We start from the raw sequence: 24,643 nt of genomic DNA, 5'->3' as shown, positions 1-24,643 counted from the left end.
GCAGACCATGAATCACGCACGTCGGACGACGGCCACCCTGACCGCGGCGCTCACCGCCGGCACCCTCGTCCTGGCCGGGTGCGCGAGCCCCGCCGACCCGGGCGCCGCCGAGGGCTCGGTCACCCTGGACTACTGGCTGTGGGACGCGAACCAGCTGCCCGCCTACCAGCGCTGCGCGGACGCCTTCGAGGAGGAGAACCCCGACCTGCAGGTGCGGATCAGCCAGTACGGGTACGACGACTACTGGCGCAAGCTCACCGCGGCGTTCGTGGCCGGGGCGGGTCCGGACGTCTTCACCGACCACCTCACCCAGTACCCGGGCTTCGCCCAGAAGGGCCTGCTCCGCGACCTGAACACCCTGGACGCCACGGCCGACGTCGACTACGGCGAGTTCCAGGAGGGGCTCCCGGACCTGTGGGTGGGGCAGGACGGTGGGCAGTACGGCATGCCGAAGGACTTCGACACCGTCGCGCTGTTCTACGACACGAACGTGATCGAGGAGGCCGGGTTGCGCCCGGAGGACCTGGAGGGCCTCGACTGGGACCCCCAGGACGGCGGCAGCTTCGAGAAGGTGCTCGCCCACCTCACCGTGGACGAGAACGGGGTCCGGGGCGACGAGGAGGGCTTCGACGCCGACAACGTCGCCGTCTACGGGCTGGCCTCGAACGGAGCGGGTGGCACCGCCGGGCAGACCACCTGGTCCTGGCTGGCGGGCGCGACCGGCTGGAAGTTCACCGACAAGGACGTGTGGGGCACGGAGTACCACTTCGACGACCCGCGGGTGCAGGACTCCCTGGAGTGGCTGTTCGGCCTGGTGGAGAAGGGGTACATGGCGCCGTTCGAGGAGGTCGGCACAGAGCCCAACCCGCAGCAGGCGCTCGGCTCGGGCCGGGCGGCGATCTCCGCGAACGGGTCCTGGATGCTCGGCACCTACGCCAACCTGGAGGGCGTGGACCTGGGGATCGCCTCCCTGCCGAGCGGCCCGGTGGGCCACCCGGTGTCGATGTACAACGGCCTCGCGGACTCGATCAGCGCCCAGTCCGAGGACCCCGAGGAGGCCGCCCGGTGGGTGGAGTTCCTCGGGTCCGACGACTGCCAGCGCATCGTGGGGGAGGCGGGCGTGGTCTTCCCGGCGCGGCCCGCCGGCACCGAGGCCGCGGTCGAGGCGTTCGCCGAGCGAGGCCTCGACGTCTCCGTGTTCACGGACCTCGTGGAGGACGGCAACACCCTGTACTTCCCGGTGACGGACTCGTTCGGCTCCATCGAGGCGATCGTCCAGCCGATCATGGACGAGATCTACATCGGCGACCGCGACGTCTCCACGCTCACGGAGGTGAACGACCGGATCAACGGGCTGCTGAGATGAGTCCGCCCGGGTGGTACGACGTCGTCGCGGCAGGGTCGTGGGGCACGACGACGATCTGCTCCGCGTCCTCGTAGATCACGCGAGGTACGGCGGGCGGGACCCGTTCGAGGAGGCCGCCGTCCCACCACGGTCCGCCGACGCTACGGTGTGGCCGTGGACAGCCGCTCGCGCAGGAACGTCGTGGAGTTCCGCCTCGCGCCCGACGACGTCTCGGCGATCCGGTTCGGCGTCTCGCCCGGCCACGAGCTGGCGCACGCGGTGCGCGTGCTGGCCCAGCCCGCGTACCACCCGCTGCAGTGGGGGTGGCTCCGCACGGCGCGGGGCCGCGCCCCGGCGCGCCCCCTCGCGCTGCTGACCCTGCTGGTCGGCGCCGACGGGTACCTGCCGGACTTCCTCACCTCCACGCCCGGCTGGGACCTCGGCCCCGACGAGGAGCTCGAACGCCTCCGGGAGGCCGACCTCGGCCCGCTGCGGGTCGACCTGCTCAAGCGCGTCGACCGCACCGACGGCGCGGACCGGCGGCTGCTGCAGGCCCTCGCCGACGACCCGGCGCACGCCCGCGGCCTCGCCGTCGACGCCTGGCGGCAGGTGTGGGACGCGGTGCTCGCGCCGTCGTGGCGGCAGCTCGAGCGGATCCTGCGCGCGGACATCGGCGCCCGCTCCCGCCGTGTGACGACGCACGGGCTGGGCACGATGGTCGAGACCCTGCACGAGGCCGTGGCCTGGGCCCCCGACGCGGTGCACGTGCGACTGCGGCTGCACGGCGAGGTGCTCGACTGCGCGGGCAGCGGCCTGGTGCTGGTGCCGTCCGTGATGGCGCCGCGCTGCTCGGTGGTCACCGAGCCGCCCGCGCAGCCGACGCTCTTCTACCCGGCGCTGGGGATCTCCGAGCGGTGGTCCGACGGCGCCCCGGACCAGTCCGGGGCGCTCGCGGACCTGCTCGGGGCGGGACGGGCGGGCGTGCTGCTCGCGCTGCGCGGCCCGCTGTCCACGAGCGAGGTCGCCGCCGCCGGCGGGCTCGCCGTGTCGACGGCGTCGCACCACCTGGGGCTGCTGCGCGCCGCGCGGCTGGTCGACTCGCGCCGCGACGGCCCGCGGGTCCTGCACGAGCGCACGCCGCTGGGGGAGGCGCTGGTCGGGGGCTGACCGCCCGCCGGCGCGGCGTGGACCGCGCGATAGGTTCGCCCGATGCGTCGTCCCGCCCCTCAGCCCTCGTCGTCCGTCGCGCGCGTGCCGGGGTTCCGGCCGTTGCTCGCGATGTCGGCGCTGGGCTTCTCGGGGTACGCGCTGCTGCTGCCGGCGGCGCCGCTGTGGGCGGTGCACGGCGGCGCGGGCGAGGGCGGCGCCGGGCTCGTCAACGCGGTGCTCATGCTCGCCACCGTGCTCACGCAGACCACGGTGCCGTGGCTGCTGCGCCGGGTGGGCTGGCGGCTCACGATGACGGCGGGCGTGGTGCTGCTCGGCGCGCCGTCGTTGCTGTTCATGGCCACGGACCAGCTCGGGTGGCTGCTCGGGCTCTCGGCGGTGCGCGGCATGGGGTTCGCCGTGCTGACCGTCTGCGGGTCGAGCGCCGTGGCCGCCCTGGTGGACGGGCCGCGGCACGGCCGCGCGATCGGGCTGTACGGGCTGTCGATCGCGTTCCCGCAGCTGGTGCTGGTCCCCAGCGCCGCGTGGATCGCCGAGACGCTCGACTTCCGCGTGGTCTTCGCGCTCGGCGCGCTGCCCGTGCTCGCCGTGCCGTTCGCCGTCCTGCTCGGCCGGTGCCTCGACGGCGACGCCGCGCGCGCCGGGCGGCCCGTCGACGACGGCGGGCCGGGGCGCGGTCGCGTCCTTCTCGCGCTGGTCATGCCGTCGCTCGTGCTGCTCGCGGTGACGACGCCCGGCGGCGCGCTGCTGACGTTCGCGCCGCAGTTCGCCGGGGGAGCGGGCGCGGCGGTGGCGGGGCTGCTCGGCTTCACTGCCGCGACGGCGCTGTCCCGCTGGGGCGTGGGCGGCCTCGCCGACCGGTTCGGCCCGCGCGTCTTCCTCGCGCCGCTGCTCGCGTTCTGCGCCGCCGGGCTGGGGGTGTGCGCGGGGGCGATCGCCGACGGCGGCCCCCGCCCGGTGCTCCTCGTGCTGGGGATGACCATGGTCGGCGTCTCCTACGGCAGCCTGCAGAACCTCACCCTCGTCGCCGCGTTCGCGGCCGTGCCCGCGCGCCGGCACAGCACCGCCAGCGCCGTGTGGAACATCGGGTTCGACGCCGGCACCGGGCTCGGCTCCCTGGTCGTCGGCTTCATCGCCGCGGGGACGTCGTTCTCCGTCGGGCTGCTCACCACCGCCGTGGTGTGCGTCGTGGCCGCCGTCGCCGTGGTGCTCACCCGACCCTCGCGCTGACGACGTCTGCCTGGTGCACGATGGGTGAGGACACCGACACGCGACGAGCGGAGGCCGAGATGGGCACGAAGCAGGAGATCCAGCACGGGAAGGCGGGCCGCGGCCGGAAGCGGGGGCCGGGGCTGTTCCAGCTGATCATGGTCGGCCTGGTCGTCGCGGCCGTCACCAAGGAGCTCCAGAAGGACAAGGAGGACCGCACCTGGCACGGCACCGTCGCCGGGTTCGTCCCCTACGAGTTCCGCATCCCGACCATCGAGCGCATCCGCGAGCGCGTCTGGGACCCGGAGGGCGAGCACCTCCTCAGCCCGCACGTCTTCGGCGTGGGCTGGACGGTCAATGTCGGACGCATCGTCGAGCTCGTGCGCCGCAGGGTCGACGACGCCCGCGAGGACAGCCCGGCCTGACGGCCCGCGGTCACCGGTCGCCGACGTCGTCCCTCGCCGTACGACACGCGTACCGCCCGCCCGGTGGACGCGCTGCCGCGACGCGTCGGCCCGTCAGGCCGGGGCGTCCAGCCACGACCGGCCGACGAGCGCGGTGGACGATCGGGGGAGACGAGGGGCGCCGCCGTCGGCGAGCGTGCGGCACGCTCGCATCACGGCGCTGAAGTCCGACGGCGCTCTCGTGTCCCCCTCCATGCTGCCGCCGTCGGGGTACCAGGTGGCCTTCCAGCCCTTGCCCACCAGCAGGACGAACGGGCCGGTGACGATGCTGAGGACGTCGTCGTCGATCGCCTCCAGGAGGCCCGCCGACCCGAAGTCGCAGGCGTCGCAGCCGCAGTCGGGGGCGCCGTGGTCGATCCGGTGGTCGGGGTCCTGCACTGCGAGGTGGAGGAAGTCCGGCGCGTCCCCGTGCTCCGTGGAGCCGGCGTCCTGCTCCAGCAGCACGAGCGGCAGCGTGCCGGGCACGGGGGAGACGATGCGCACGCCGCGCGCGAACCCGTGCCGCTCCGTGGTGACGGGACCGAGGCGCTCGACGACGACGCCCGGCAGCGCGCCGAGCACCTCGGTCCACGCATGGGCGCGGCCGTGCACCACCCGGTACTTGTGCAGGTCGGAGACCCGGGAGTACTCCTCGTCGCGCGGCTCCACGCCCTCGGCCCGGGGCGGCGCCCAGGACGGCAGGCCGAGGCGGTCGTAGGCGTCCACCACCCGGGCCCGCAGGACGTCGGGGCTCACGGCGCGTCGAGGGCGCGGACGACGAGCCCCTGCGCGAGCGTGCCGAACGCGCCGCGTTCGTCGTGCAGCACGCTGGACGTGAGGCCGGCACCGGTCGCGCCGAAGACGACGCTCGTGTCGAGGCCCAGCCACCCGCCCTCGGGCGCGCGGTGCAGGTGCGCCGAGAGGTCGACGTTGGGAAAGGCGACGCGGCGCGGGTCGGCGCGCACCGTCATGCCGTTCGCGAGGTCGAACAGCCCGACGGTGCGGGCGAGCGGGCTCACGTCCTCGTCCTCGACGAGCGCGTGCCCGGTGCGGACCCAGACGTGCCCGCGGCCCGGCCCGGCGAGGGCGCGGCGCACGTCGATCGACTCGACGAAGCCGCCCGGCCAGTCCGCCGCGGGGTCCCAGGCGGGGGTCGCGTCGGGGCCGGGCAGCGGCGCAGGCGCGCCCCCGGCGAGCGCCGTCGTGTCGCCGACGGCGGCGAGCCACGCGCGCAGCGTCACCACCGTGCGGCCGGCGCAGGCCACCGACGCCTCGACCAGCTCGACGCCGCGCCCGGGGCGCAGCACGCGGACGTCGGCGGCCATCTCCTCGAGGCGGTAGGGGCCCCAGATGTCGAACGTCAGCCGCGTGGCGGCCAGGTCCTCGCGGCCCCGCTTCTCGCGGTCCGCCTCCACCAGGTGGGTGAGCAGCCCGAGCGTGGGAGCCACGTGCTGCTCGTCGGTCTTCCAGGCGCCGCCGACGTGCTCGGTGGGCTGGAACGTCGTCGCGCCGGTGCGGCGGAAGTAGGCCATGGGTCGTCCGTCCTTCGTGGGGAGTGCCGGCCATCCTGCCAGGCCGTCACGGCGGTGCCCGGCTCAGCGCGCGGGCGCGGACCCCACGAGGACCAGGGGCCGGCTGGGCAGCGGCTCGAGGCCGAAGCGTCGGTAGACCGCGGCGTGCCGGGTCGTGGCGGCGACGGTCCCCACGGTCTCGTGCGGAGCGACGACATCGCCGACGTGGCGGGCGACGAGCGCGAGCGCGCCGTCGCGCCCCCGCGACGCGACGGAGTCGACCGTCCAGTCCGCCGCGCGGAACCGCGCGACGTCGGCGCGACGCTGCTCCCGCGACGCCGCCCTCAGGGCGGCGCGCTGGGCGCGGGACACGGCGGTCCAGGTGCGGGCCGCGGCGAACGCGAGGATCAAGACCGCCGCGGCGAACCAGCCGAGGACCACCACGGCGACGCCGACCGATGCGACGGTCGGCGCGAACGACGCCTGGCCCGCGGCTGTGCCGAGCGCGGCGCCGACGAGGACCGCGACCCCCACCCCGCGGGCGAACATCCCCACCGACGGCCACGGGTTCCGGCGCGTGAGGCGCGCCACGACCGTGCGCTCGTGGTGCACGAAACCGCCGAGGACCACGACGACCGCCACCCACAGCGGCCACGTCACCGCCGCCACGGTCCTCCGGGCCCGGGCGGGAGCGTTCGTCCAGGCCAGCGTCCATGCGACGGGGGCCACCGCACGCCCCCGCACGGGTTCCATCGCCGGCGCCCAGACGGCGTTCATCCGCATGGCGGGACGGTATCCCGCGCTGTCGCCGTCGCCACCGCCGGGGCCGGGTGAACTCAGCCCGCCCGGCCCGTCGCGACGCCCGGGGCGTCCTCGCCGGCGCCCCACGACGCCAGCAGCCGCAGTCGCTCGGCGGACGGCGACCCGGGCTCCGCGGTGTACACGAGCAGCACCTGGCCGGGCTCGGCGGTGATGGCGAGCTCCTCGAACGCGAGGGTCAGCTCGCCGACCACGGGGTGGCGGAACCGCTTGGTCCCGGTGCCGTGGATGCGGACGTCGTGCGCGGCCCAGAGCGTGCGGAACGTCTCGCTGCGCGTGGACAGCTCGCCCACCAGGTCCTGGAAGGCCTTGTCGTGGGGGTTGCGTCCCGCCTCCGCGCGCATCACGCCCACGCACATCTGCGCGAACAGGTCCCAGTCGGGGTAGAAGTCGCGGGCCGCCGGGTCGAGGAACTGGAAGCGCGCGAGGTTGGGCGTGCGACCGCCGTCGCCGATGACGGGGGCGTAGAACGCGCGGCCCAGGGCGTTGGTCGCGAGCAGGTTCTGCCGCGGGTCGCGGACGAACGCGACGCCGTCGGTGATCGCCTCCAGCGCCCACTGCAGGCTCGGGCGAGGACCCGCCGGCCGGGTGGCACGGCCGCGCGAGCGCCCCGACGTCGGGATGCCGTCGGCCGCCCGCGCGAGGTCCAGGAGGTGCGCGCGCTCGGCGTCGTCGAGGTCCAGCGCGCGCGCCACGGCGTCGAGCACCGACGCGCTCGCGCCGGCGATCGCGCCGCGCTCGAGCTTCGCGTAGTACTCGACGCTCACCCCGGCCAGCATCGCGACCTCGCTGCGGCGCAGCCCGGGCACCCTGCGGTTCGAGCCCCCGGGCAGGCCCGCCTCGTCGGGGGTGACCTTGGCGCGGCGCGACATGAGGAACTCGCGCACCTCGGCTCGGTTGTCCATGCCGTCCAGGCTAGGCACGCAGGCGGTGCCGCGGCGGCCGTGAAGGGTGTACTGCCGGTACACGGTTCGTCAGGGACTCCCGCCGCGTCGCCGAGGGACGGACGCTGGGTGCCATGCCCGCTCCCGCCCTGCCTGCCACGGTCGTGCCCGCGCCGCACCGGTTCGCCCGGGTGCTGCCGGCGCTGCTGCTCCTGCTCACCGTCTTCGGCCCGATCTCGATGGACCTGTACCTCCCGGCGCTGCCCGCGCTCACCACGGACCTCGGGGCGGCGACGTCGGTCGCCCAGCTCACGGTGACCGCCTGCCTCGTGGGGCTCGCCCTCGGACAGTTGGTGGCGGGCCCGCTGTCCGACCAGTACGGGCGGCGCGGCGTCCTGCTGGTCGGCGTCGTCGCGTACGTCGCGACGTCGACGCTGTGCGCGGTCAGCCCCACCGTGGAGCTGCTGATCGGCGCGCGCTTCGTGCAGGGCCTCGCGGGCGGCGTCGGCATCGTCATCGCGCAGGCCGCCGGCCGCGACGTGTACGACGGCGGCGCCCTGGTCCGCTTCTACGGCCGCCTCACCGTGGTCGGCGGGCTCGCGGCGATCGTCGGCCCGCTGCTGGGCGGGCAGCTCAACACGGTGACCGACTGGCGCGGCCTCTTCGTGTTCCTCGCGGCCGCGGGCGCCGGCATCCTCGTCGTGGCGCTCGTCGCCTTCCCGGAGACGCTGTCCGCCGACGGCCGCACCGCCGGCGGCTTCGTCCAGATCGGTCGGGACTTCCGCGTGCTGCTGTCCGACCGGGTCTTCGTCGGCGCCGTCCTGCACCAGGGGTTCATGTACGCGGCCCTGTTCGCGTACCTGTCCGGCGCGACGTTCGTGCTGCAGGGCATCTACGGCCTGTCCCCGCAGGGGTACGCGCTCGCGTTCGGCCTCAACTCCGCCGGCTTCATGGCCTGCGGGTTCCTCGCGGGCCGGGCCGCGGAGCGCTGGAGCGTGCCCGGCACCCTCGCCGTCGGCACCGGGCTCGCTGGCCTCGGCGCGCTCGGGCTGCTGGTGTCGGGCCTGACGACGACGCCGCTGTGGGTCGTCGTCGTGTCGCTGCTGGCCCTGGCGAGCGGCGTGGCCACGACGTCCCCGCCCGCGACGACGCTCGCCCTCGTCGGCTACCCGCAGCTCGCGGGCACGGCGTCGTCCCTGCTCGGCATGGTCCGCTTCGGCTTCGGCGGCGTGGCCGCCCCGCTGGTCGGGCTCGCCGGCGCCGCGACGATCCTGCCCCTGGGCCTCGTCACCGTCGTCGCCGTGGCGCTCACCGCGGCCGTCGCCACCTCCGCCGCCACCTCCGCCGCCCGCCGGCGTACCCCGATCCGCTACTGAGTCACACCAACGAACGGAGCACCACCATGCGTGGAGTCGTCCTGCACGCCCCCGGCGACGTGCGCGTCATCGAGCGCGAGGACCCCCGGATCATCGAGCCCACCGACGCGATCATCCGCGTCACCGCCACCTGCATCTGCGGGTCCGACCTGTGGCCCTACCGCGGCGTCGAGGACGTCCACGACGCCGTCATGGGCCACGAGTACGTGGGCGTCGTCGAGGAGATCGGCGCCGACGTGAAGGCCATCAAGGTCGGCGACTTCGTCGTCGGCTCCTTCTGGGCGTCGGACAACACCTGCGAGATCTGCGAGTCCGGCTACCAGGCCTACTGCGTGCACCGGGTGCTCATGGGCACCCTCGGCACCCAGTCCGAGCGGGCCCGCATCCCCCTCGCGGACGGCACGCTCGTCGCGACGCCCGGCATGCCCGACGCCGACCTCGTGCCGTCGCTGCTCGCCGCCTCCGACGTCCTGGGCACGGGCTGGTTCGCGGCCGTCGCCGCCGAGGCGGGCCCCGGCAAGACGGTCGCCGTCGTGGGCGACGGAGCGGTCGGGCTGCTCGGCGTCCTCGCCGCGAAGCAGCTCGGCGCCGAGCGCATCATCGCGATGTCCCGGCACGCCGACCGGCAGGCGCTGGCCCGCCGCTTCGGCGCCACCGACATCGTGGAGGAGCGCGGCGACGCGGGCGTGGCCCGCATCAAGGAGCTGACCGGCGGGCTCGGCGCGCACTCCGTGATCGAGGCCGTCGGCACGCAGGAGTCGATGATGCAGGCCGTGCACTCGACCCGCCCGGGCGGCCACATGGGCTTCGTGGGCGTCTCCCACGACGTCGCGCTGCCCGGCGACGACATGTTCATGGCCGGCATCCACCTGCACGGCGGGCCCGCGCCCGTGCGCCGCTTCCTGCCCGAGCTGATCCGCCTGATCTGGGACCGCGAGATCGACCCGGGCCAGGTCTTCGACCTCACGCTGCCCCTCGAGAGGGCGGCGGAGGGCTACGCGGCCATGGACGAGCGCCGCGCCACCAAGGTGCTGCTCACCGTCTGAGCCGGCCGGCGCTCAGGCCTTCGCGGGCGTGAGCACCAGCGTGCCGGCGAGGCCGAGCATCATCCCGCCGCCGGTGGCGCGGACGGCGGACAGCCGGCGCGGCGACCGCGCGAACCACGCGCGCGCCGTGCCGGCCAGCACCGCCCAGGTGCCGTCGAGCACCAGCGCGATGAGCGTGAACACCAGGCCCAGCACGAGCATCTGCAACGGCACGGCGCCGGCGTGGAAGTCGACGAACTGGGGGAGCGTGGCGACGAAGAACACGATCGTCTTGGGGTTGGTCGCGCCGACGACGAAGCCCTGCCGCAGGGTGGTCCACGACGACGCGGGACGCACCCGCGGGTCGACCGCGACGTCGGCGCCCTCGCGGCGGTGCCGGATCGCCTGGACCCCGAGGTACCCCAGGTAGGCGGCGCCGAGCAGCTTGACCACCGTGAACACGGCGACCGACTGCGCCACGACCGAGCCGACGCCGAGCGCCACCAGGGTGATCGGCACCAGCGACCCGAGCTCGTTGCCGACCACGCTCAGCAGCCCGCCCCGTCGACCGAGCGACAGCGACCTGCCGATCACGAACAGCACGCTCGGCCCCGGGATCGCGACGAGCACGACCGAGGCGAGCGCGAAGGCGAGGAGCGACTCGAGGGGCGGCACGGGCTCAACCTAGCCCCGCACCGGGCCCGGAGGAACCCGGGCGCCGCGGTGCGGGGCGGGGGGTCGGCAGGGCGGTGGGCTGGATGCCAGGAACGAGGCGGTCCATCATCCGCAGCAGGCTCGGGGCCTGGTAGACCTCCGAGCGCCGGAACCGGCCGCCGGACGGTTCCAGGATCTGGGCGTCGAGCAGGTTGTCGATCACCTTCCGGGCCGTGACCCCGGATGTTCCGAGGGCCCGCTGGAGGTAGCGGGCGGTGACGACCGGTTGTTCGGCAAGGATGCGCAGGGCGTCGTGCACCTTCGAGTCGGAGCGGAATCGGAACACCTGCCCGGCCCAGTCGTGCTGCACCTCGGCAGCCTCGGTCAGGATGCGCTCGGTCTCGTCGCAGGCATCGGCCAGGATGTCGGCGAAGTAGGCGACGAACTGGCTCACCGCCTCGGACCTGTCGGCAGGGTCTCCGTGCCGGAAGTCCGTGAGGCGGCGGACGTACTCGTCGGTGTCCCGGCGCAGCACGACGGACAGAGGGAGCACGCCCCGCTCGAGCACGGCGGCGCGGGCGAGGTAGCCGTGCACGAGCACGCGCCCGGTGCGTCCGTTGCCGTCCTCGTACGGGTGGATCGTCTCGAACTGGGCATGGATCAGCGCTGCCTTGACCAGCGGACTGTCCGGGCTGCGGTTGGCGTAGTCCAGCAGGTCGCCCATGAGCGGCGGCACGCGCTCGGCCGGCGGCGCGACGTAGGAAGCGGTCAGCTTCGACGAACCGCCGATCTGGACGTCGACCTCGCGGTACCCACCCTTGTGCACGTGCGGCGCGATGGCACGGTGGATGTCGTGCACCGACACGTCGTCCCACGGGTCGCGGAGAGATTCCACGCCGTCGCGCACGGAGTTCAGGTTGCCGAGGATGGCGTGGGCGGTGTCGAGCCGGTCGAACTGATGGCCCTCCAGGCCGGGATCCAGGTCCTTGAGCTGGGCGACCATGACGTTCCGAGGAGTCTCGCGCAGCCCTTCCACCCACGAGGAGGAGATGGACTCGGAGCGCACCAGCGTCGCGTAGAGGATCGGCTGAGGTCGAGCGCGGAGCCGCTCGGCGGTGCGGGCGATGCCGGCGGAGACGTCGGTGATGGCCTCCAGAGCGTCGGCGTCCAGCAACGGCGCCATCCGCAGGTCCAACCCGACCGGGAAGTAGCGCCGGTACGCGCCGCCACGCCGGTCGGCCGACCGCATGGCACCGAGGTCAGGTTCCTGAACCTCTCGCACCCACAACGTGCGTTCGTCGGCGGACACGTCAACCCTTCCCTTCACCAAGCCACAGTTAAGCCTAGCGCGCTAGCCTTAACTGTGGCTTGGTGACAGGGTGAAGATCGGGGAACGACCCGTGCCCGAAGAGGATCCGCCGGGCGGCGGCGCGACCGGGCGGGGTGCGCAGCGCGGCGACGCCCGCGGCGGCGACGGCGGGCGTACGCACCAGCGACAGCCCGCGGCGCATCGTGAGCCGCCCGCGGAACCGGGCGCGCAGCGCCGCGCCGTCGTACCGCGAGAGCTCGCGCCTGTCGCCGGTGCGCAGGGCACGGTCGAGGACGTCGGCCGCGTGCGCGGACAGCCGCAGGCACGGGTCGAGGCCGCCCGCCGTGAGGGGCGAGACGGCGCCCGCGGCGTCGCCCACGAGCAGGCCGCGCGGCCCGGCGATCCGGCGCAGCAGCCCGCCCACGGGGATAGGGCCGGCGCGCCGCTCGACGGCGTCGGGCACCGGCGCGCCCGCGAGGCCGGGCGCCGTGGCGGCGAAGCGGCGCAGCGCGTCGCGCAGGCCGTGCGGGTACCGGTCGGGATACCCGGCGACACCCACGTGCGCGTGCTGGCCGTCGTCGAGCACCCACGCGAGGTACCCGGGCGCGAGGCGGGGGTCGAGCACGCAGTGGAAGGCGGGCACGACGCCGGCCCGGTGCGGAACGGAGAAGACCTCCTCCGCCCCGACCAGCAGCTCGCGGTTGCGGTCGAGGCCCAGCTCCCGCGCGACGGCGGACCGGGCGCCGTCGGCCCCGACGACGAACGTCGCGCGCGCCTCGACCGGGCCGCCAGGACCGTGCAGCAGGTGCACGTCGCCGCGCGAGCCGAGGTAGCGGGTGCCGAGCTCGATCCGCACGCCCGCGACGGCGGCCCGCGCGGCCAGCTCCAGGTACAGCGCGGCCATGTCGCCCACGCGGAACTCGTCGTGCCTGCTGTCGAGGGTGACGGGGTCCCGGTGCGACGGCGGGTAGAGCACCATCCGCCGGACCGGCGGCCCGAGGTGCTCGGGCGGCAGGTCGAAGTCCTCCAGCGTGCGGCGCACGAAGATGCCGGTGGTGCGCACGGTGGTGTCGAGGCGGGTACGCCGGTCCGCGAGGACGACGTCGTGCCCGTGCCGCGCGAGCTCCGTCGCCGTCCACAGCCCGGCGAGCCCTGCCCCGACCACGAGCACGTCAGCCCGCATCGTGCGCACCCCCGTCGGGCTCGTCGTCGACCCACTCCAGCAGGTCTCCCGGCTGGCAGCCGAGCACACGGCACATGGCCTCGAGGGTGGCGAAGCGGACGGCCTTTGCCCGCCCGTTCTTGAGGACGGCGACGTTGGCGGGCGTGAGCCCCACGCGTTCGGCGAACTCGCCGACGCTCAGCTTGCGCCGGGCGAGCTCCACGTCGAGGCGGACGACGATCGGCATCAGATCACCCCGTCGAGGTCGGTGCGCAGCTCGGTGGCCTGGCGCAGGAGCGCGCGCAGCACCACCATCAGCAGCCCGACGGCGGCGCCCACGAGCAGCACCCCGAGCAGCAGCGCTGCCAGCCCCGCCAGCCCTTCCGCGGCGACGAGCAGCGCGAAGGCCACCAGCACGAGCAGCCACGCCCCGGCCACGGCGGCCACGATGCCGTTGACCCAGACCATCGCGTGGTCGGAGAAGATCCGGTCGTCGCGCACCATCGTCAGCAGCCGCCACGTGCACACGATGACCGCCTCGACGCAGGCGAGGCCGACGACGGCGAGCACGAGGAGCGGCCAGCGCAGGGGAGCGAGGTCGGGGGACTCGTCGGCCATCCGCGCGAACGCGGCGGGCAGCACGGCGACCTGGGTGGCGACGAGGGCGGCGAAGACGGCGACGAGCAGGCCGCGGAGCGGTCCGACGAGGCGCTGGGTGCGGGACATGGCGACGAGAGTGCCGCCCTTACCTATCGAAAGTCAATAGGTATCGATCGCTTCGCAGTGTCTCCGCAGGATCTCCCCGCGGTCAGTCGTCGCCCTCGAACAGCCCGCCGTCGAGCAGCCAGTGGTAGCGCAGGCGCAGCGCGCGCTCGGTGCTCGCCAGGATCGTCGCGACCAGGAGCGCGACGTTGAGGCCCGCGGGCAGCCGGACCGGCGAGGTGAACGCGCCGAACCGCTCGGCGACGGGCGGGACCTGCGAGATCTGCTCGACGATCTGCGGGACGCCGAGCACCAGCGCGACCGCGAGGACGACCCAGGCGACCGCCCCGATGCCGCGGCTCAGGCCGGGGCGGTCGCGCTCCAGGCGGGCGCGGCGCCCCTCGGCGGAGGCGGGGTCGGGCGCGAGCTGGCGCTCGCGGCCGTCGGGGGTCACGTAGTGGCAGCGGCGGAGCCCGTAGCTGCTGGTGGCCACCTGGACGACGCCGCCGGTGACGGGGAGCTCGGCGGGGAGCCGCGACGTGGCGGCGTGCACGCCGTCGCGGTAGAGCCGGGCCCGCACGTCGCCGTCGTCGGAGTCGCCCCAGAGCCGCACGTCGACCGACCACCGCTCGGGCACGCCGCGGTCGCCCACGAGGTCCAGGTGGAAGAGGGCGCGGGACAGCGGCTGCCACCACCGGAAGCGCTGCAGGGCGTGCCCGTCCCCGGGCCTGATCCGGCGCGCGGCGCGCCGACGTCTGCGGTCCGAGAACATCCCCGGCAGCGTAGCCGGGCCCGCGACCCGTGGCCCGTCGGGCACGACGGGTGCACGATGGCTCGCGTGAGCACGCCCGAGACGCCGCCGCGGTCCCGCCTGGTACGCATGGCCGCCCGCGACCCGCACGAGCCGGGCCGCACCGCGAGCCCGCTGGAGCTGTTCTTCGACCTGGTCTTCGTGGTCGCGGTGAGCGTCGCGTCCGTCCAGCTGCACCACGCCCTCACGGAGGGGCACGTCGGGAGCGGGCTGCTGTCGTACGGGATGGTGTTCTTCGCGATCTGGTGGGCGTGGATGAACTTCACCTGGTTCGCCACGTCGTTCGACACCGACGACTGGCTCTACCGCGTGCTGACGATCGTGCAGATGTCGGGCGTGCTCGTGCTCGCCGCGGGGATCGAGAGCGTGTTCGTCGACGGCGACTTCACCGTCGTCGTCGCCGGGTACGTCCTCATGCGCGTGGCGATGATCGCGCAGTGGCTGCGCGCGTCCGGCACGGACGGACCCACCCGCGCTGCGACGCGCGCCTATGCCGCGGGCATCGCCGTCGTCCAGGTCTGCTGGCTGGCCTTCCTCGCGCTGCCCCCGGGCTGGCAGGGCGCGGCGTGGGTCGTGCTCGCCGCGGCCGAGCTGGCCGTCCCGGTGGTCGCCGAGCGCCGCGGTCGCACTCCTTGGCACCCGCACCACATCACGGAGCGGTACGGCCTGTTCACCCTGATCCTGCTCGGCGAGAGCCTGCTCGCGTCGTCCAACGCGATCATCGAGGCGCTGCACGACGAGCAGGACCTCGGGTCCCTGATCTCGATCGCCGTGCTGACCGTCGTCGTGACGGCCGCGCTGTGGTGGATCTACTTCTGGCCCCCGCACCACCGCGCGCTGGGGGAGGACGCCCGCCTGTCGCGGTCGCTGCGCTACGGCTACGTGCACTACTTCGTCTTCGCCGCCGCGGGCGCGTTCTCCGCCGGCATCGAGGTGGAGATCGACGCGCTCACCGGGCACACCGCGCTGTCCGACGTCGGGGCGTCGTTCACGGTCACGATCCCCATCGCCGTGTTCGTGCTGGGCGTCTGGTGGCTCGCCATCCGCGACAACGCCGACCGTGTCGTCAACACGGTGGTCCCGGTGGGCGCGCTGCTGGTGCTGTGCGACCCGGTGATCCCGGTGCCCGTCACCCTCACCGCCCTGATCATGGTGGTGATCGTCGTGGTGCTGGTGCTGCACCCGCCGCTCAGTGCGACGCGACCTCCGCGAGCAGGTCGGCGGCAGGGGCCGGGTGCACCAGCCATCCCAGGTGGCTCGAGCTGAGGTCGCGCACGTCGTACGGGTTGTCGGGGGTCAGCGCGTCGCCCTCGCGGATCATCCGGTCCTGCATGGCGAGCGGCATGCTCGCGTCGTGGGTGAGCCGCACGAAGGTGCGCGGCAGGCTGCCCCACGTGGCAGCCTGCGCCCGGTCGTCCGAGGTGCCGACGTCGAGGTTCTCGTCAGGCTGGAAGCTGTTGAGGAAGGTGCGGAACTCGTCGTCGGTGCCGTCGGCGAGGAATGCGGCCTTGAGGCCGCCGAGCACGTCCGGGTCGGCGGTGCGGAAGTTGCAGCGCAGCAGGCCGACGTCGGCGGGGTTCGCCGCCGCGGCGCCGGCGACCGCCGCCGGGTCGAAGGACGCCATCTCCGGCTCGGCGTAGTAGTCGCCCACGTCGAGGTCCACCGGTGCCCACGCCGACACGTACACGAGCCGGTCGACGAGGTCGGGGCGGGCGTTCGCGACCGCGGTCACGGTGACGCCGCCACGGCTGTGGCCGACCAGGACCACGGGCCCGTGCTCGCGCGCCCGCTCGAGGACGTCGATCACGTGCGCGGCGTTGTCCGCGAGGGTCACGCCCTTGATCGCCCCGGGTGCTGACGCGAGCCCGGCGAGATCCTGCGGCGCCTGGTACTCCACCGGGAACGTGGCCGCGAACCCGTGGCCGGGGAGGTCGACGGCGAGCGAGCGGAGGCCCCGCAGGGCGAGCTCCGCCTGCAGCGGCGCGAACGAGAAGGAGTTGGCGAAGGCGCCGTGGACCAGCACGAGAGTCGGATTCACGAAAGGGACGATAGCGACTTCCCGGTCGGCGGCCACCGGTGTCGGGCGGGCCGGGAGCACTGTGTACGATCGTACGCATGACGACCGACCACTTCGCCGGTGACTCGCGCACGAACCACGAGCGCATGATCGCCGGTGACCTGTACATCGCGGACGACCCGGAGATCGAACGACGCGCCCAGCGCGCCGCCCGGCTCCAGGACGAGTACGCCCGGACCGCGCCGGGCGACCCGGCGGCCGCCGGGTCGATCCTCGCCGACCTGCTCGGCACACTGGGGGAGGGGGCGGTGGTCCGGCCGCCGCTGTTCGTGGACTACGGGGAGAACCTCCACGTCGGCGCGCGCACGTTCGTCAACTACCACCTCACCGCGCTGGACGTGGCGCCGATCGTCATCGGCGAGGACTGCCAGATCGACCCCAACGTGCAGCTCCTGACCCCGACGCACCCCGTCGAGCCCACGCCGCGCCGCGACAAGCTGGAGGCCGCGAAGCCCATCACGCTGGGCGACAACGTGTGGCTCGGTGGTGGTGTCATCGTCTGCCCGGGCGTCACCATCGGCGACAACTCGGTGATCGGAGCGGGCTCCGTCGTCACGCGTGACGTCCCGGCGAACGTGGTCGCGGTGGGCAACCCTGCGCGCGTGGTCCGCAGCATCGAGGAGGACGCCCCGCGTGGCTGAGCGCCGCGCTCGCCGGACCGACCCTGGGCGGCGCGACCGGATCATCGACGCCTGCCTCGACGTCGTCGTCGCCGCGGGCGTAAGCGGGACGTCGCACCGCCGGGTCGCCCAGGCGGCGGACGTGCCGCTCGGCTCCATGACCTACCACTTCACCGGCATGGACGAGCTGTTGCGCGAGGCGTTCACCCGGTTCGCGCACGCGGGGAGCGACGAGTTCGAGCGACGACTCGCGGGCGCCACCAGCCCCGACGAGGCGCGGGCGGCGGTGGTCGGCCTCGTCACCGACCTGTCCACCACCCGCCGCGACCTCGTGCTCACCCACGAGCTGTACACGCTCGCGGCGCGCGAGCCGTCGTTCCGCGACATCACGAACGCATGGATGGCGCGGTCGCGCCGTGCGCTCGAACGACACTTCGACCCGACGACGGCCCGCCTGCTCGATGCACTCGTCGAGGGCCTCGTCCTGCACCGCGCCCTCGACCGTCCAGACGAGCGGGGCGACGGGGGGCCGCACGACGCCGGCCTGGTGGCCGACGCCGTCGAGAGGATCACCCGTGCCTGACCCGAACCGCCGCCGCCTGTCGCTGTTCTCGCTGACGCTGCTCGTCGGGCTCGGCATGTCGTCCTGGATCACGCGCACGCCCGACGTCCGGGACGCGCTCGGCGCCTCCACGGCGGGGATGGGGCTGGTCCTCTTCGGGCTGTCCGTCGGCTCGATGACGGGCGTGCTGTCGGCGGGGCCCGTCGTGCGCCGCCGGGGCGCCCGCCCGGTGATCCTCGTCGGCTCCCTGCTGGTGGTGGCCGGCGTCGTGGTCATCGGCCTGGCCGCCGCCGCGGGCCTCGCGGCGGGGGCGTTCGCCGGCCTGCTGCTCGTGGGCCTGGGCGGCGGGCTCGGCGAGATCGGCCTCAACATCGAGGGCGCGGCCCTCGAGGTCGAGTCCGGGCGGCCGGTGCTGCCCGCCCTGCACGGCAGCTTCAGCCTCGGCACCGTGGTCGGCGCCCTCGTGGGCATCGCGCTCACGGCGCTGGACTTCCCCGTGGTGTGGCACCTGCTCGCGATGGCGGCGGTCATGGCCGCGCTCGTGGCCTGGGCGATGCCGGGCATCCCGGCGGGCACGGGGCGCGAGGAGGTCCGGGAGGCGGGGGAGAGCGCCCCACGCGAGCGCCGCCCCAGCGTGTGGCGCGACGGGCGCCTGGTGCTCATCGGCGTCGTCGTGCTCGCGATGGCGTTCGCGGAGGGTGCCGCCAACGACTGGCTGCCCCTGCTCATGGTCGACGGCCACGGGATGTCGGCCACGCACGGGTCGCTGGTCTATGCCGGCTTCGCCGCGGCGATGACGGTGGGCCGGTTCGCGGGCGGGCCGGTGGTCGAGCGGTTCGGCCGCGCCGCGGTGCTGTCCGTGAGCGCCGTGTGCGCGATCGCCGGCATCCTCGCCGTGGTGTTCGCGCCGAGCCCGGTGGTGGCGGGCGTCGCGGTGGCGCTGTGGGGCCTCGGGGCCTCGCTCGGGTTCCCGGTCGCGATCTCCGCGGCGGGCGACGACCCGGAGCGCGGCGCCGAGCGCGTCAGCGCCGTCGCCACCAGCGGCTACCTCGCGTTCCTCGTGGGCCCGCCGCTGCTCGGCTTCCTCGGCGAGCACCTGGGGCTGCGGCTCGCGATGCTCGCCGTCGTCGTGCTGCTCGTCGCGGCGGCCTTCGCCGCCCGCGCCGCCGCGCCGCGCCCCCGGGTCACGCCTCCCGGGCCGCCAGCACCGCGGCCCGCTCGGGCTCGCTGAGCAGGATGCAGAACTCGTTGCCCTCCGGGTCGGCGAGCACCACCCAGCCGCCCTGGCCCTCGGGGCTGCGACGGTCCGCCACCTGCGTGGCGCCGAGGGCGAGCAGGCGCTCCACCTCCTCGGCCTGCGTGCGGTCGGTGGGACGCAGGTCGAGGTGGCCGCGGTTCTTCACCGTCTTGGGCTCCGGCACCTCGATGAACAGCAGGTGCCCGTGGCTCTCGGCGGGCGCGTCGTGGCCGGCGGGCGGCACGATCATGCACTCCTCGTGGCCGGGCAGGTTGGGGTCGCCCGGCACGTCGACGTAGCCGAGCACCTGCTTCCACCACTCGGACTGGGCGTAGGCGTCGCGGCAGTCGAACGTCGTGTGCGAGATGCGTGAGGTCATCCCCGCATCCGACCACGACGCGCCACGCGCACCCAGGCTTTATCGCGGCCGGTCCGCCCTATCCTGCGGACGTGAGTGCCGAGGTCAACGCCACCGTCTGGTCCGTGTTCGTCTCGGCGGTGATCTGCGGCCTGTGGGTCGCCTGGCTGGTGCACTCGCTGCGGGTGGACCGGCGCCGCCTGCGCAACGGGTTCCTCGCCCTCGCCGTCGTCTACACGGGCGTGGGGCTGCTGGGGCAGCTCGTCGCGCTGGTGCCCGGCGGCACCACGGCCATGGGATGGCTCAGCCTCCTCCTGTTCGGCGTCCTCGGCCTGGGGCTTCTGGTGCTGCCCGTCTTCCTGGTGGCCAACGGGCTGACGATGGTGCGCCGCGAGCGCCGCAGCCTCGGCAACCTCCTGTCGCTGCTGGTCGGGGTGGCCATGCTGGCCGCGCCGTTCGTCGCCGCCGCGCCGTTCCTGCTGCGGGTGCCCTGGACCATCGGGCTGGTCGTGGGGCTGGCGATGGGTACGGCGTGGCTCGGGTTCGTGTTCCTGGGGTTCGTGACCCAGACGCTGCTGTACCGCCGGTACGCGGCCCGTGTGCCCGCCCGCGGCGTCATCGTGCTGGGCTCCAAGGTGGTGGGCGGCCGGGTGCCGCCGCTGCTCGCGGCCCGCCTCACGGCCGGTCGGGACGCCGCGGACCGGCTGGGGTCCGACGGCGTCCCGGTGCCGATCGTCCCCTCCGGCGGGCAGGGCGCGGACGAGGACCGGCCGGAGGGCGTCGCGATGGGGGAGTGGCTCGTCGACCACGGTGTGCCCGCCGACCGCGTGCTCGTGGAGGACCGGGCGCGGACCACCCGCGAGAACCTCACCCTGGGCGTCGCCGTGCTGCGGGAGCACGGCACCGACGGACCGTACCTCGTCGCGACGAACAACTATCACGCGCCGCGGGCGGCCATGGAGGCGATGGACCTCGGCCTCGACGTGCACGCGGTGGGGGCGCCGACGGCGGGCTACTTCTTCCCCAGCGCCTACCTGCGCGAGTTCGTCGCGGTGCTGCGCCGCCGCCCCGCGGTGCACGTCGTGGCGGCGGCGGGCATCGCCGTCGTGGTGGTCCTGGTGACCGTCGTGGCGGTCGCCGGGGCCTAGGGCCCGTCTCCCCGAGGGGTGGTGCGGCGGGCGTCAGGGGTTCAGGAGCTGCCGGGTGCGGTCGTCGGCAGGCAGGAAGGTCTCAAGGTGGAGACCGTGGAGGGTGACGTCGGAGGCGCCCTCGATCTGGCTGGCCACGCTGAACATCCGGAGCACCTCCCCACCGGCCTCGATCTCCAGCGGGACGACCGGGTCGCCCGACGGTCGGGTGGGGGGCTCGCCGTCGTCGCAGGGGTAGCCGATGACGTCTTCTCGGAGCGCGACCAGGTCGTGGTCGCCGCCGGTGCGGGCGATGCGCTGCTCGAGCTGGTGAAGCAGGTGCTCGCGCCAGGTGGGCAGGTTGCGGATGCGTGGAGCGAGCCCCTGCGGATGCAGGCAGAGTCGGATCACGTTCAGCGGGGGCTCGAGCAGCCTCGGGTCACAGCCGGCGACCAGCGCATCGACGGGTCGATTGGCATCGACCACGTCCCAACGGTCGTCGAGGAGCAACGCCGGGTACGGCGCGTGGGCGTCCAGCAAGGACCGCAACCCGGCCATCACCGGCGCGAGCGCCTCGTCGTCGGTCGCACGGTGCGGGTAACGGGGAGCAAAGCCCCCCGCGAGCAGAAGGCGGTTCTGCTCGCCCATGGGTACCCGCATCACCTCGGCCAGCCGGACGATCATCTCCGGGGTCGGCCGGGATCTTCCGTTCTCGATGAAGCTCACGTGCCGGGTGCTCACCTGCGCCTGGTTGGCGAGCGCGAGCTGGCTCAAGGATCGCAGCTCACGCCAGCGGCGCAGCTCGTTGCCGACCGAGGGAGCCATCACCGTCGAGGTCATGAGAGGAGCGTAGGCAGCACCCGTCGAAGGGCACCATGACCTCAGAGGTCATCGACCGGACGTCCGACGAGCGGCGAACCTTCGGGTGCAACGTCATTCGAGAAGGGAAGACGCCATGAACGAGATCGTGACCCGCTACCTCGACACCTGGAACGCCACCGACACGTCGGCCCGCGCCGAGCTCCTCACCAGCCACTGGGCCGAGGACTGCGCCTACGTCGACCCGCTCGCCGAGGCGCAGGGCCGCGAAGCGGTCGAGACGACCATCCAGGCCGTCCAGGCTCAGTTCCCCGGGTTCGTGTTCACCCCCGTGGGCGACATCGATGCTCACCATCAGCAGGTCCGCTTCCGGTGGGGCCTCGGACCGGCGGGCGAAGAGCCGGTCGTGATCGGCTTCGACGTGCTCGTGGTCGACGCGGACCGGCGCATCCGCGACGTCCGCGGCTTCCTCGACAAGGTTCCCGCCTGACCCCTCGCCCGACCGATGCCGACAAGGTCCGGTCCCCGGCGCGAGGTCGAGGACCGGACACCTCGGTCGGGTGGCACGGCCGGGGCGTGCGTGGCGCCCTCGCGGCTCAGCCCACCAGGGCGGGCTCGTCGTCGGGGACGGCGGCCAGGTACCGACCCTCCTCCTGCCCGCTGCGCTGCCGCGGGATGCACAGCACGATCGCCGCGCCGACGGCCGCCGCGACGGCGCCGATGACGAAGCAGAGCTGGAACGCGCCGCCGGTGGGGATGGGTGGCGTGCCCGGCGCCAGCACCGTGGTCCGGCTCGTGAGCACGATCGCCATGACGGCGCCCGCCACGGTGGTGCCGATGGAGCGCATGAGGCTGTTCAGCCCCACGCTCGCGGCCGACTCGGCGGCCGGCACGTTGGTGAGGATGAGCGTGGGCATCGCGGCGTACCCGATCCCGACACCCGCGGACGCCACGCACGAGGCGAGCATGAGCTGCCACGGCGCGTCCATGAGGAAGACGGCGACGACGTAGCCGAGCGCGAGCACGCCCGCGCCGATCGCCATGGTGCTGCGGCCGCCGAGCCGGGTGAGCAGCCGGGACGAGACCGGCGTGAAGAGCATCATCATGAGGCCCGCCGGGGCCATCCACAGGCCCGCCTCGAGGATCGTCTGACCCAGGCCGTAGCCGGTGGCCTCCGGCATCTCGAGGAGCTGCGGCACGACGATGGACTGCGCCATCATGCCGAACCCGATGAGGACGGCGGCGAGGTTGGTCAGCAGCACGGGACGGCGGGCGGTGGTGCGCAGGTCGACCAGCGGGTCGTCGTGGCGCAGCTCGTACCAGCCCCACAGCAGCAGGACGGCGACGCCGCCCACGACCATGCCGAGGGTGCTCGCGGCGCCCCAGCCCCAGTCGTTCCCCTTGGAGACGCCGACGAGGACGCCCACGAGGCCGATCGCCAGCCCGATCGCGCCGACCACGTCGAGGCGGCCGGGGTGGGCGTCGCGCACGTGCGGCACGACCGTCGCGGTGAGGGCCGTCATGACGACGGCGAGGACGACGGAGACCCAGAACAGCATGTGCCAGTCGAAGTCCTGGGCGATCCACGCGGCCAGGGGCAGGCCGAGCGCGCCGCCGACGCCGAGCGTGGCACTGACGCCCGCGACGGCGGTGTTGCGCAGGTGCGGCGGCGCGATCTCGCGGACCATGCTGATCGCGACGGGGATGTACCCCATCGCGACGCCCTGCAGCACCCGGCCGACCAGCACGGGGCCCACGGAGTCGGAGACGGCGCAGACCAGCGAGCCGACCACCAGCACGGCGGCCGAGACGACGAGCACCGGCTTCTTGCCGTAGAGGTCGGCGAGCCGGCCGGTCACCGGCATCGCGACGCCGCCGCCGAGGAGCGTGGCCGTGACCACCCACGACGCCGTGCTGGCCGACGTCGACAGCAGCTCGGGCAGCTCGCTCTGGATCGGGATGACGAGCGACTGCATGAGCGCGGCGCAGAGGCTGCTGAAGCAGACGACCACGACGACGGCGACGGCCCGCCGATCGGTGCGCGGCGGCGCGTCGGGGGCGGGGGACGGGGAAGAGCTCACGGCACACCTCAAATGTGTAACTTACATAATACTGTGTGTATGCTACCTGCATATCGACCAGCGTCAACCCTCCGAAGGGATCCCGATGCCGACCGTGACACCGTCGTCCGCGCCGTCGCCCTCGTCGTCCGACCCTGCCGGGCTGACCGACGACCGCCGGGTCGCGGGCCTGCTCTTCCGGCTCGACCTCCACCGCCGCCTCGCGGAGCACCGCAGCCCGCTCGGCACCGCCGACGGTCGCCTCCTGTGGCTGCTCTCCGACGGCCGGCCCCGCACGCTGCGGGAGATCGCCGAGGCGCTGCGGCTCGAGCAGTCCACGGTCAACCGTCAGGTCAACGGGGCGCTCGCGGCCGGGCTGCTGCGGCGGTTCACCGCGCCCGGCCGGTCGGCCCGCCTCCTCGAGCCGACCGAGGAGGGTCTCGCCCGGTTCGAGGAGGCGACCGGCCGGGCGCTCGGCGCGTACGCCGACGGGCTCGCCGTGCTCGGCGCCGACGTGGGCGCCTTCCTCGACCAGCTGGAGCGGTTCGCGGACGCTTACGGGGACGCCGTCCGGGAGGCGTGACGCGCGACCCGGGTGTGACCCAGGTCACCGCGAGCGGGCGGGCGCCGTCCTACCGTGGAGGCATCGATTGGATCACCGCGGGGCCGCCGACGGCCCGGCGCTGACGCCCGCCGACCCTCCTCGACCGGCGCCCGCAGGGCAGGCCGTGACCCGTGGGGAAGGAGGAGTGCGATGAACTGCTACGAGTGCGCCATGCGCGACCGTCGGGAGACGGTGGCGGTGGCGAGCTGCTCCACGTGCGGTGCCGCGGCCTGCGTGGAGCACGTCCGGGTCGGGGCCGCCGTCGTGCACGAGCACTCGCCCGGCAACCCGGCCGACTACCGGCTGCCGGGGCGGAGGCTGTACGACGTGACCTGCGCGCCGCCGGGGTCGGTCACGCCGCAGGAGGCCATGGAGGGCACGGTGCCGGCGAGTTGACGCCGTGACGTCCGTGGCCCTCGGATCAGATCCTGCCCGATTTCGGGCAGGATCTGGCATGTCGGGGCGGCGGGGCGCATGATGTCCCGGTGACCGACGTCGATCTTGTCGCCCGCATCGCGACCTCCACGGGGCTCTCCCCGGCCGAGGCGGAACGCGTCGTCGAGGACGTCCTCGCCTGGTACCGCGAACCGGTGGAGGAGTACGTCCGGCGTCGGCACGCGTCGCTGCGCACCTATGGGCGCCGCAACGAGGAGATCTACGCGCAGATCGCCGCCGAGCTCCGCGACCGCCTGGTCGCGGCGCCGGAGCTCAGCGAGCGCCAGGTCCGTCGCACCATCTACGGCTGAACACCTACGGCTAGGA

The 24,643-nt window shown here is 74.2% G+C and carries 29 protein-coding genes; 15 read left to right on the top strand and 14 right to left on the bottom strand.

Annotated features, from left to right (window positions below; all coding sequences use genetic code 11):
- Positions 1-7: 7 nt before the first annotated feature.
- The 4 genes from ACFCZN_RS01350 (at position 8) to ACFCZN_RS01335 (ending at position 4,146) form a co-directional block, all read left to right on the top strand.
- Positions 8-1,366, top strand: coding sequence for an ABC transporter substrate-binding protein (locus ACFCZN_RS01350; protein ID WP_430555577.1), 1,359 nt, complete (start codon positions 8-10; stop codon positions 1,364-1,366).
- 153 nt (positions 1,367-1,519) lie between these two features.
- Positions 1,520-2,512: a DUF5937 family protein gene (locus tag ACFCZN_RS01345; protein ID WP_430555576.1), complete on the top strand. Its 993-nt coding sequence runs from the start codon at positions 1,520-1,522 to the stop codon at positions 2,510-2,512.
- 42 nt (positions 2,513-2,554) lie between these two features.
- Positions 2,555-3,742: an MFS transporter gene (locus ACFCZN_RS01340; protein WP_430555575.1), complete on the top strand. Its 1,188-nt coding sequence runs from the start codon at positions 2,555-2,557 to the stop codon at positions 3,740-3,742.
- A 59-nt stretch (positions 3,743-3,801) separates the two neighbouring features.
- Positions 3,802-4,146 (top strand): DUF5808 domain-containing protein, encoded by a 345-nt coding sequence (locus ACFCZN_RS01335; RefSeq protein WP_430555574.1) that lies wholly within the window; start codon positions 3,802-3,804, stop codon positions 4,144-4,146.
- Between the two features lie 93 nt (positions 4,147-4,239).
- Here the strand turns inward: ACFCZN_RS01335 and ACFCZN_RS01330 are convergent, their stop codons facing one another.
- From ACFCZN_RS01330 to ACFCZN_RS01315, 4 genes are all read right to left on the bottom strand, one after another.
- Entirely contained in the window at positions 4,240-4,920 is a 681-nt protein-coding gene (locus ACFCZN_RS01330; RefSeq protein ID WP_430555573.1) for a DUF6226 family protein, read from the bottom strand.
- A complete protein-coding gene (locus ACFCZN_RS01325; RefSeq protein WP_430555572.1) occupies positions 4,917-5,696 on the bottom strand; it encodes a thioesterase family protein in 780 nt (259 codons plus the stop codon). Before ACFCZN_RS01325 ends, ACFCZN_RS01330 begins: the two co-directional genes overlap by 4 nt.
- A 63-nt stretch (positions 5,697-5,759) precedes the next feature.
- Positions 5,760-6,458 (bottom strand): hypothetical protein, encoded by a 699-nt coding sequence (locus ACFCZN_RS01320; RefSeq protein ID WP_430555571.1) that lies wholly within the window; start codon positions 6,456-6,458, stop codon positions 5,760-5,762.
- Between the two features lie 53 nt (positions 6,459-6,511).
- On the bottom strand, positions 6,512-7,399 hold the full coding sequence (locus ACFCZN_RS01315) for a helix-turn-helix domain-containing protein (RefSeq protein WP_430555570.1): 888 nt from the start codon (positions 7,397-7,399) through the stop codon (positions 6,512-6,514).
- 113 nt (positions 7,400-7,512) lie between these two features.
- Here ACFCZN_RS01315 and ACFCZN_RS01310 point away from each other — a divergent pair, with 113 nt between their 5' ends.
- A complete protein-coding gene (locus ACFCZN_RS01310; RefSeq protein WP_430555569.1) occupies positions 7,513-8,754 on the top strand; it encodes a multidrug effflux MFS transporter in 1,242 nt (413 codons plus the stop codon).
- A 26-nt stretch (positions 8,755-8,780) separates the two neighbouring features.
- Positions 8,781-9,800, top strand: a complete 1,020-nt coding sequence (locus tag ACFCZN_RS01305; RefSeq protein WP_430555568.1) for a zinc-dependent alcohol dehydrogenase family protein — start codon at positions 8,781-8,783, stop codon at positions 9,798-9,800.
- 12 nt (positions 9,801-9,812) lie between these two features.
- Here the strand turns inward: ACFCZN_RS01305 and ACFCZN_RS01300 are convergent, their stop codons facing one another.
- From ACFCZN_RS01300 to ACFCZN_RS01275, 6 genes are all read right to left on the bottom strand, one after another.
- Positions 9,813-10,454, bottom strand: a complete 642-nt coding sequence (locus tag ACFCZN_RS01300; protein ID WP_430555567.1) for a LysE family translocator — start codon at positions 10,452-10,454, stop codon at positions 9,813-9,815.
- Positions 10,455-10,458: 4 nt separating this feature from the next.
- A complete protein-coding gene (locus ACFCZN_RS01295; RefSeq protein WP_430555566.1) occupies positions 10,459-11,682 on the bottom strand; it encodes a Fic family protein in 1,224 nt (407 codons plus the stop codon).
- A 94-nt stretch (positions 11,683-11,776) separates the two neighbouring features.
- Entirely contained in the window at positions 11,777-12,925 is a 1,149-nt protein-coding gene (locus ACFCZN_RS01290) for an FAD-dependent oxidoreductase (RefSeq protein ID WP_429762893.1), read from the bottom strand.
- Positions 12,915-13,151 carry a helix-turn-helix domain-containing protein gene (locus ACFCZN_RS01285; protein WP_429762894.1) on the bottom strand — a complete coding sequence of 79 codons (237 nt, stop codon included), beginning with the start codon at positions 13,149-13,151 and terminating at the stop codon, positions 12,915-12,917. Before ACFCZN_RS01285 ends, ACFCZN_RS01290 begins: the two co-directional genes overlap by 11 nt.
- Positions 13,151-13,630, bottom strand: a complete 480-nt coding sequence (locus tag ACFCZN_RS01280) for a DUF2975 domain-containing protein (protein WP_429762895.1) — start codon at positions 13,628-13,630, stop codon at positions 13,151-13,153. Before ACFCZN_RS01280 ends, ACFCZN_RS01285 begins: the two co-directional genes overlap by 1 nt.
- A gap of 82 nt (positions 13,631-13,712) precedes the next feature.
- Positions 13,713-14,378 (bottom strand): hypothetical protein, encoded by a 666-nt coding sequence (locus tag ACFCZN_RS01275; protein WP_430555565.1) that lies wholly within the window; start codon positions 14,376-14,378, stop codon positions 13,713-13,715.
- 57 nt (positions 14,379-14,435) lie between these two features.
- Between ACFCZN_RS01275 and ACFCZN_RS01270 the strand changes: the two genes are divergently transcribed.
- Complete coding sequence (locus ACFCZN_RS01270; RefSeq protein WP_430555564.1) at positions 14,436-15,683, top strand: low temperature requirement protein A; 1,248 nt, start codon at positions 14,436-14,438, stop codon at positions 15,681-15,683.
- On the opposite strand, the gene ACFCZN_RS01265 is transcribed toward ACFCZN_RS01270, so the two are convergent.
- Complete coding sequence (locus ACFCZN_RS01265) at positions 15,607-16,455, bottom strand: alpha/beta hydrolase (RefSeq protein ID WP_430555563.1); 849 nt, start codon at positions 16,453-16,455, stop codon at positions 15,607-15,609. The genes ACFCZN_RS01270 and ACFCZN_RS01265 overlap by 77 nt on opposite strands.
- A 77-nt stretch (positions 16,456-16,532) precedes the next feature.
- Between ACFCZN_RS01265 and ACFCZN_RS01260 the strand changes: the two genes are divergently transcribed.
- From ACFCZN_RS01260 to ACFCZN_RS01250, 3 genes are read left to right on the top strand one after another with little or no spacing between them, the layout of a single operon-like run.
- Positions 16,533-17,135 carry a sugar O-acetyltransferase gene (locus tag ACFCZN_RS01260; protein ID WP_430555562.1) on the top strand — a complete coding sequence of 201 codons (603 nt, stop codon included), beginning with the start codon at positions 16,533-16,535 and terminating at the stop codon, positions 17,133-17,135.
- Positions 17,128-17,697 (top strand): TetR/AcrR family transcriptional regulator, encoded by a 570-nt coding sequence (locus ACFCZN_RS01255; protein WP_429762900.1) that lies wholly within the window; start codon positions 17,128-17,130, stop codon positions 17,695-17,697. Before ACFCZN_RS01260 ends, ACFCZN_RS01255 begins: the two co-directional genes overlap by 8 nt.
- The gene (locus ACFCZN_RS01250; protein ID WP_430555561.1) at positions 17,690-18,907 is read left to right on the top strand and encodes an MFS transporter; all 1,218 of its coding nucleotides are present in this window, start codon (positions 17,690-17,692) and stop codon (positions 18,905-18,907) included. Before ACFCZN_RS01255 ends, ACFCZN_RS01250 begins: the two co-directional genes overlap by 8 nt.
- Here ACFCZN_RS01250 and ACFCZN_RS01245 read toward each other — a convergent pair.
- A complete protein-coding gene (locus tag ACFCZN_RS01245; RefSeq protein WP_430555560.1) occupies positions 18,861-19,292 on the bottom strand; it encodes a VOC family protein in 432 nt (143 codons plus the stop codon). The two genes, ACFCZN_RS01250 and ACFCZN_RS01245, sit on opposite strands and share 47 nt — an antisense overlap.
- Positions 19,293-19,363: 71 nt before the next feature.
- On the opposite strand from ACFCZN_RS01245, the gene ACFCZN_RS01240 reads away from it, so the two are divergent.
- Positions 19,364-20,419, top strand: a complete 1,056-nt coding sequence (locus ACFCZN_RS01240) for a YdcF family protein (protein ID WP_430555559.1) — start codon at positions 19,364-19,366, stop codon at positions 20,417-20,419.
- A gap of 33 nt (positions 20,420-20,452) precedes the next feature.
- Here ACFCZN_RS01240 and ACFCZN_RS01235 read toward each other — a convergent pair whose 3' ends face one another.
- Entirely contained in the window at positions 20,453-21,238 is a 786-nt protein-coding gene (locus ACFCZN_RS01235; protein WP_429762903.1) for a helix-turn-helix domain-containing protein, read from the bottom strand.
- Positions 21,239-21,353: 115 nt separating this feature from the next.
- On the opposite strand from ACFCZN_RS01235, the gene ACFCZN_RS01230 reads away from it, so the two are divergent.
- The gene (locus ACFCZN_RS01230; RefSeq protein ID WP_429762904.1) at positions 21,354-21,707 is read left to right on the top strand and encodes a nuclear transport factor 2 family protein; all 354 of its coding nucleotides are present in this window, start codon (positions 21,354-21,356) and stop codon (positions 21,705-21,707) included.
- A gap of 106 nt (positions 21,708-21,813) precedes the next feature.
- On the opposite strand, the gene ACFCZN_RS01225 is transcribed toward ACFCZN_RS01230, so the two are convergent.
- Positions 21,814-23,298 carry an MFS transporter gene (locus tag ACFCZN_RS01225; RefSeq protein WP_430555558.1) on the bottom strand — a complete coding sequence of 495 codons (1,485 nt, stop codon included), beginning with the start codon at positions 23,296-23,298 and terminating at the stop codon, positions 21,814-21,816.
- An 85-nt stretch (positions 23,299-23,383) separates the two neighbouring features.
- On the opposite strand from ACFCZN_RS01225, the gene ACFCZN_RS01220 reads away from it, so the two are divergent.
- From ACFCZN_RS01220 to ACFCZN_RS01210, 3 genes are all read left to right on the top strand, one after another.
- Positions 23,384-23,860, top strand: coding sequence for a MarR family winged helix-turn-helix transcriptional regulator (locus ACFCZN_RS01220; protein WP_430555557.1), 477 nt, complete (start codon positions 23,384-23,386; stop codon positions 23,858-23,860).
- A gap of 171 nt (positions 23,861-24,031) precedes the next feature.
- Positions 24,032-24,277, top strand: a complete 246-nt coding sequence (locus tag ACFCZN_RS01215) for a DUF2180 family protein (protein ID WP_429762907.1) — start codon at positions 24,032-24,034, stop codon at positions 24,275-24,277.
- Positions 24,278-24,366: 89 nt separating this feature from the next.
- Positions 24,367-24,627 (top strand): hypothetical protein, encoded by a 261-nt coding sequence (locus ACFCZN_RS01210; protein ID WP_429762908.1) that lies wholly within the window; start codon positions 24,367-24,369, stop codon positions 24,625-24,627.
- Positions 24,628-24,643 lie beyond the last annotated feature (16 nt).

The sequence above is a fragment of the Isoptericola sp. NPDC056134 genome (assembly GCF_042264825.1).
GTDB lineage: Bacteria > Actinomycetota > Actinomycetes > Actinomycetales > Cellulomonadaceae > Isoptericola > Isoptericola nanjingensis.
Note: the sequence above shows the minus strand (reverse complement) of the source record. Positions and strands in the feature narration are given on the sequence as shown.

Bases quoted from the DNA above. Each gene is read 5' to 3' on its own strand.
- ACFCZN_RS01350 (WP_430555577.1), top strand. From the start codon at position 8: ATGAATCACGCACGTCGGACGACGGCCACCCTGACCGCGGCGCTCACC.
- ACFCZN_RS01340 (WP_430555575.1), top strand. From the start codon at position 2,555: ATGCGTCGTCCCGCCCCTCAGCCCTCGTCGTCCGTCGCGCGCGTGCCG.
- ACFCZN_RS01335 (WP_430555574.1), top strand. From the start codon at position 3,802: ATGGGCACGAAGCAGGAGATCCAGCACGGGAAGGCGGGCCGCGGCCGG.
- ACFCZN_RS01325 (WP_430555572.1), bottom strand. From the start codon at position 5,696: ATGGCCTACTTCCGCCGCACCGGCGCGACGACGTTCCAGCCCACCGAG.
- ACFCZN_RS01320 (WP_430555571.1), bottom strand. From the start codon at position 6,458: ATGCGGATGAACGCCGTCTGGGCGCCGGCGATGGAACCCGTGCGGGGG.
- ACFCZN_RS01315 (WP_430555570.1), bottom strand. From the start codon at position 7,399: ATGGACAACCGAGCCGAGGTGCGCGAGTTCCTCATGTCGCGCCGCGCC.
- ACFCZN_RS01310 (WP_430555569.1), top strand. From the start codon at position 7,513: ATGCCCGCTCCCGCCCTGCCTGCCACGGTCGTGCCCGCGCCGCACCGG.
- ACFCZN_RS01305 (WP_430555568.1), top strand. From the start codon at position 8,781: ATGCGTGGAGTCGTCCTGCACGCCCCCGGCGACGTGCGCGTCATCGAG.
- ACFCZN_RS01295 (WP_430555566.1), bottom strand. From the start codon at position 11,682: ATGCGGTCGGCCGACCGGCGTGGCGGCGCGTACCGGCGCTACTTCCCG.
- ACFCZN_RS01290 (WP_429762893.1), bottom strand. From the start codon at position 12,925: ATGCGGGCTGACGTGCTCGTGGTCGGGGCAGGGCTCGCCGGGCTGTGG.
- ACFCZN_RS01285 (WP_429762894.1), bottom strand. From the start codon at position 13,151: ATGCCGATCGTCGTCCGCCTCGACGTGGAGCTCGCCCGGCGCAAGCTG.
- ACFCZN_RS01280 (WP_429762895.1), bottom strand. From the start codon at position 13,630: ATGTCCCGCACCCAGCGCCTCGTCGGACCGCTCCGCGGCCTGCTCGTC.
- ACFCZN_RS01275 (WP_430555565.1), bottom strand. From the start codon at position 14,378: ATGTTCTCGGACCGCAGACGTCGGCGCGCCGCGCGCCGGATCAGGCCC.
- ACFCZN_RS01270 (WP_430555564.1), top strand. From the start codon at position 14,436: ATGGCTCGCGTGAGCACGCCCGAGACGCCGCCGCGGTCCCGCCTGGTA.
- ACFCZN_RS01260 (WP_430555562.1), top strand. From the start codon at position 16,533: ATGACGACCGACCACTTCGCCGGTGACTCGCGCACGAACCACGAGCGC.
- ACFCZN_RS01245 (WP_430555560.1), bottom strand. From the start codon at position 19,292: ATGACCTCACGCATCTCGCACACGACGTTCGACTGCCGCGACGCCTAC.
- ACFCZN_RS01235 (WP_429762903.1), bottom strand. From the start codon at position 21,238: ATGACCTCGACGGTGATGGCTCCCTCGGTCGGCAACGAGCTGCGCCGC.
- ACFCZN_RS01230 (WP_429762904.1), top strand. From the start codon at position 21,354: ATGAACGAGATCGTGACCCGCTACCTCGACACCTGGAACGCCACCGAC.
- ACFCZN_RS01220 (WP_430555557.1), top strand. From the start codon at position 23,384: ATGCCGACCGTGACACCGTCGTCCGCGCCGTCGCCCTCGTCGTCCGAC.
- ACFCZN_RS01215 (WP_429762907.1), top strand. From the start codon at position 24,032: ATGAACTGCTACGAGTGCGCCATGCGCGACCGTCGGGAGACGGTGGCG.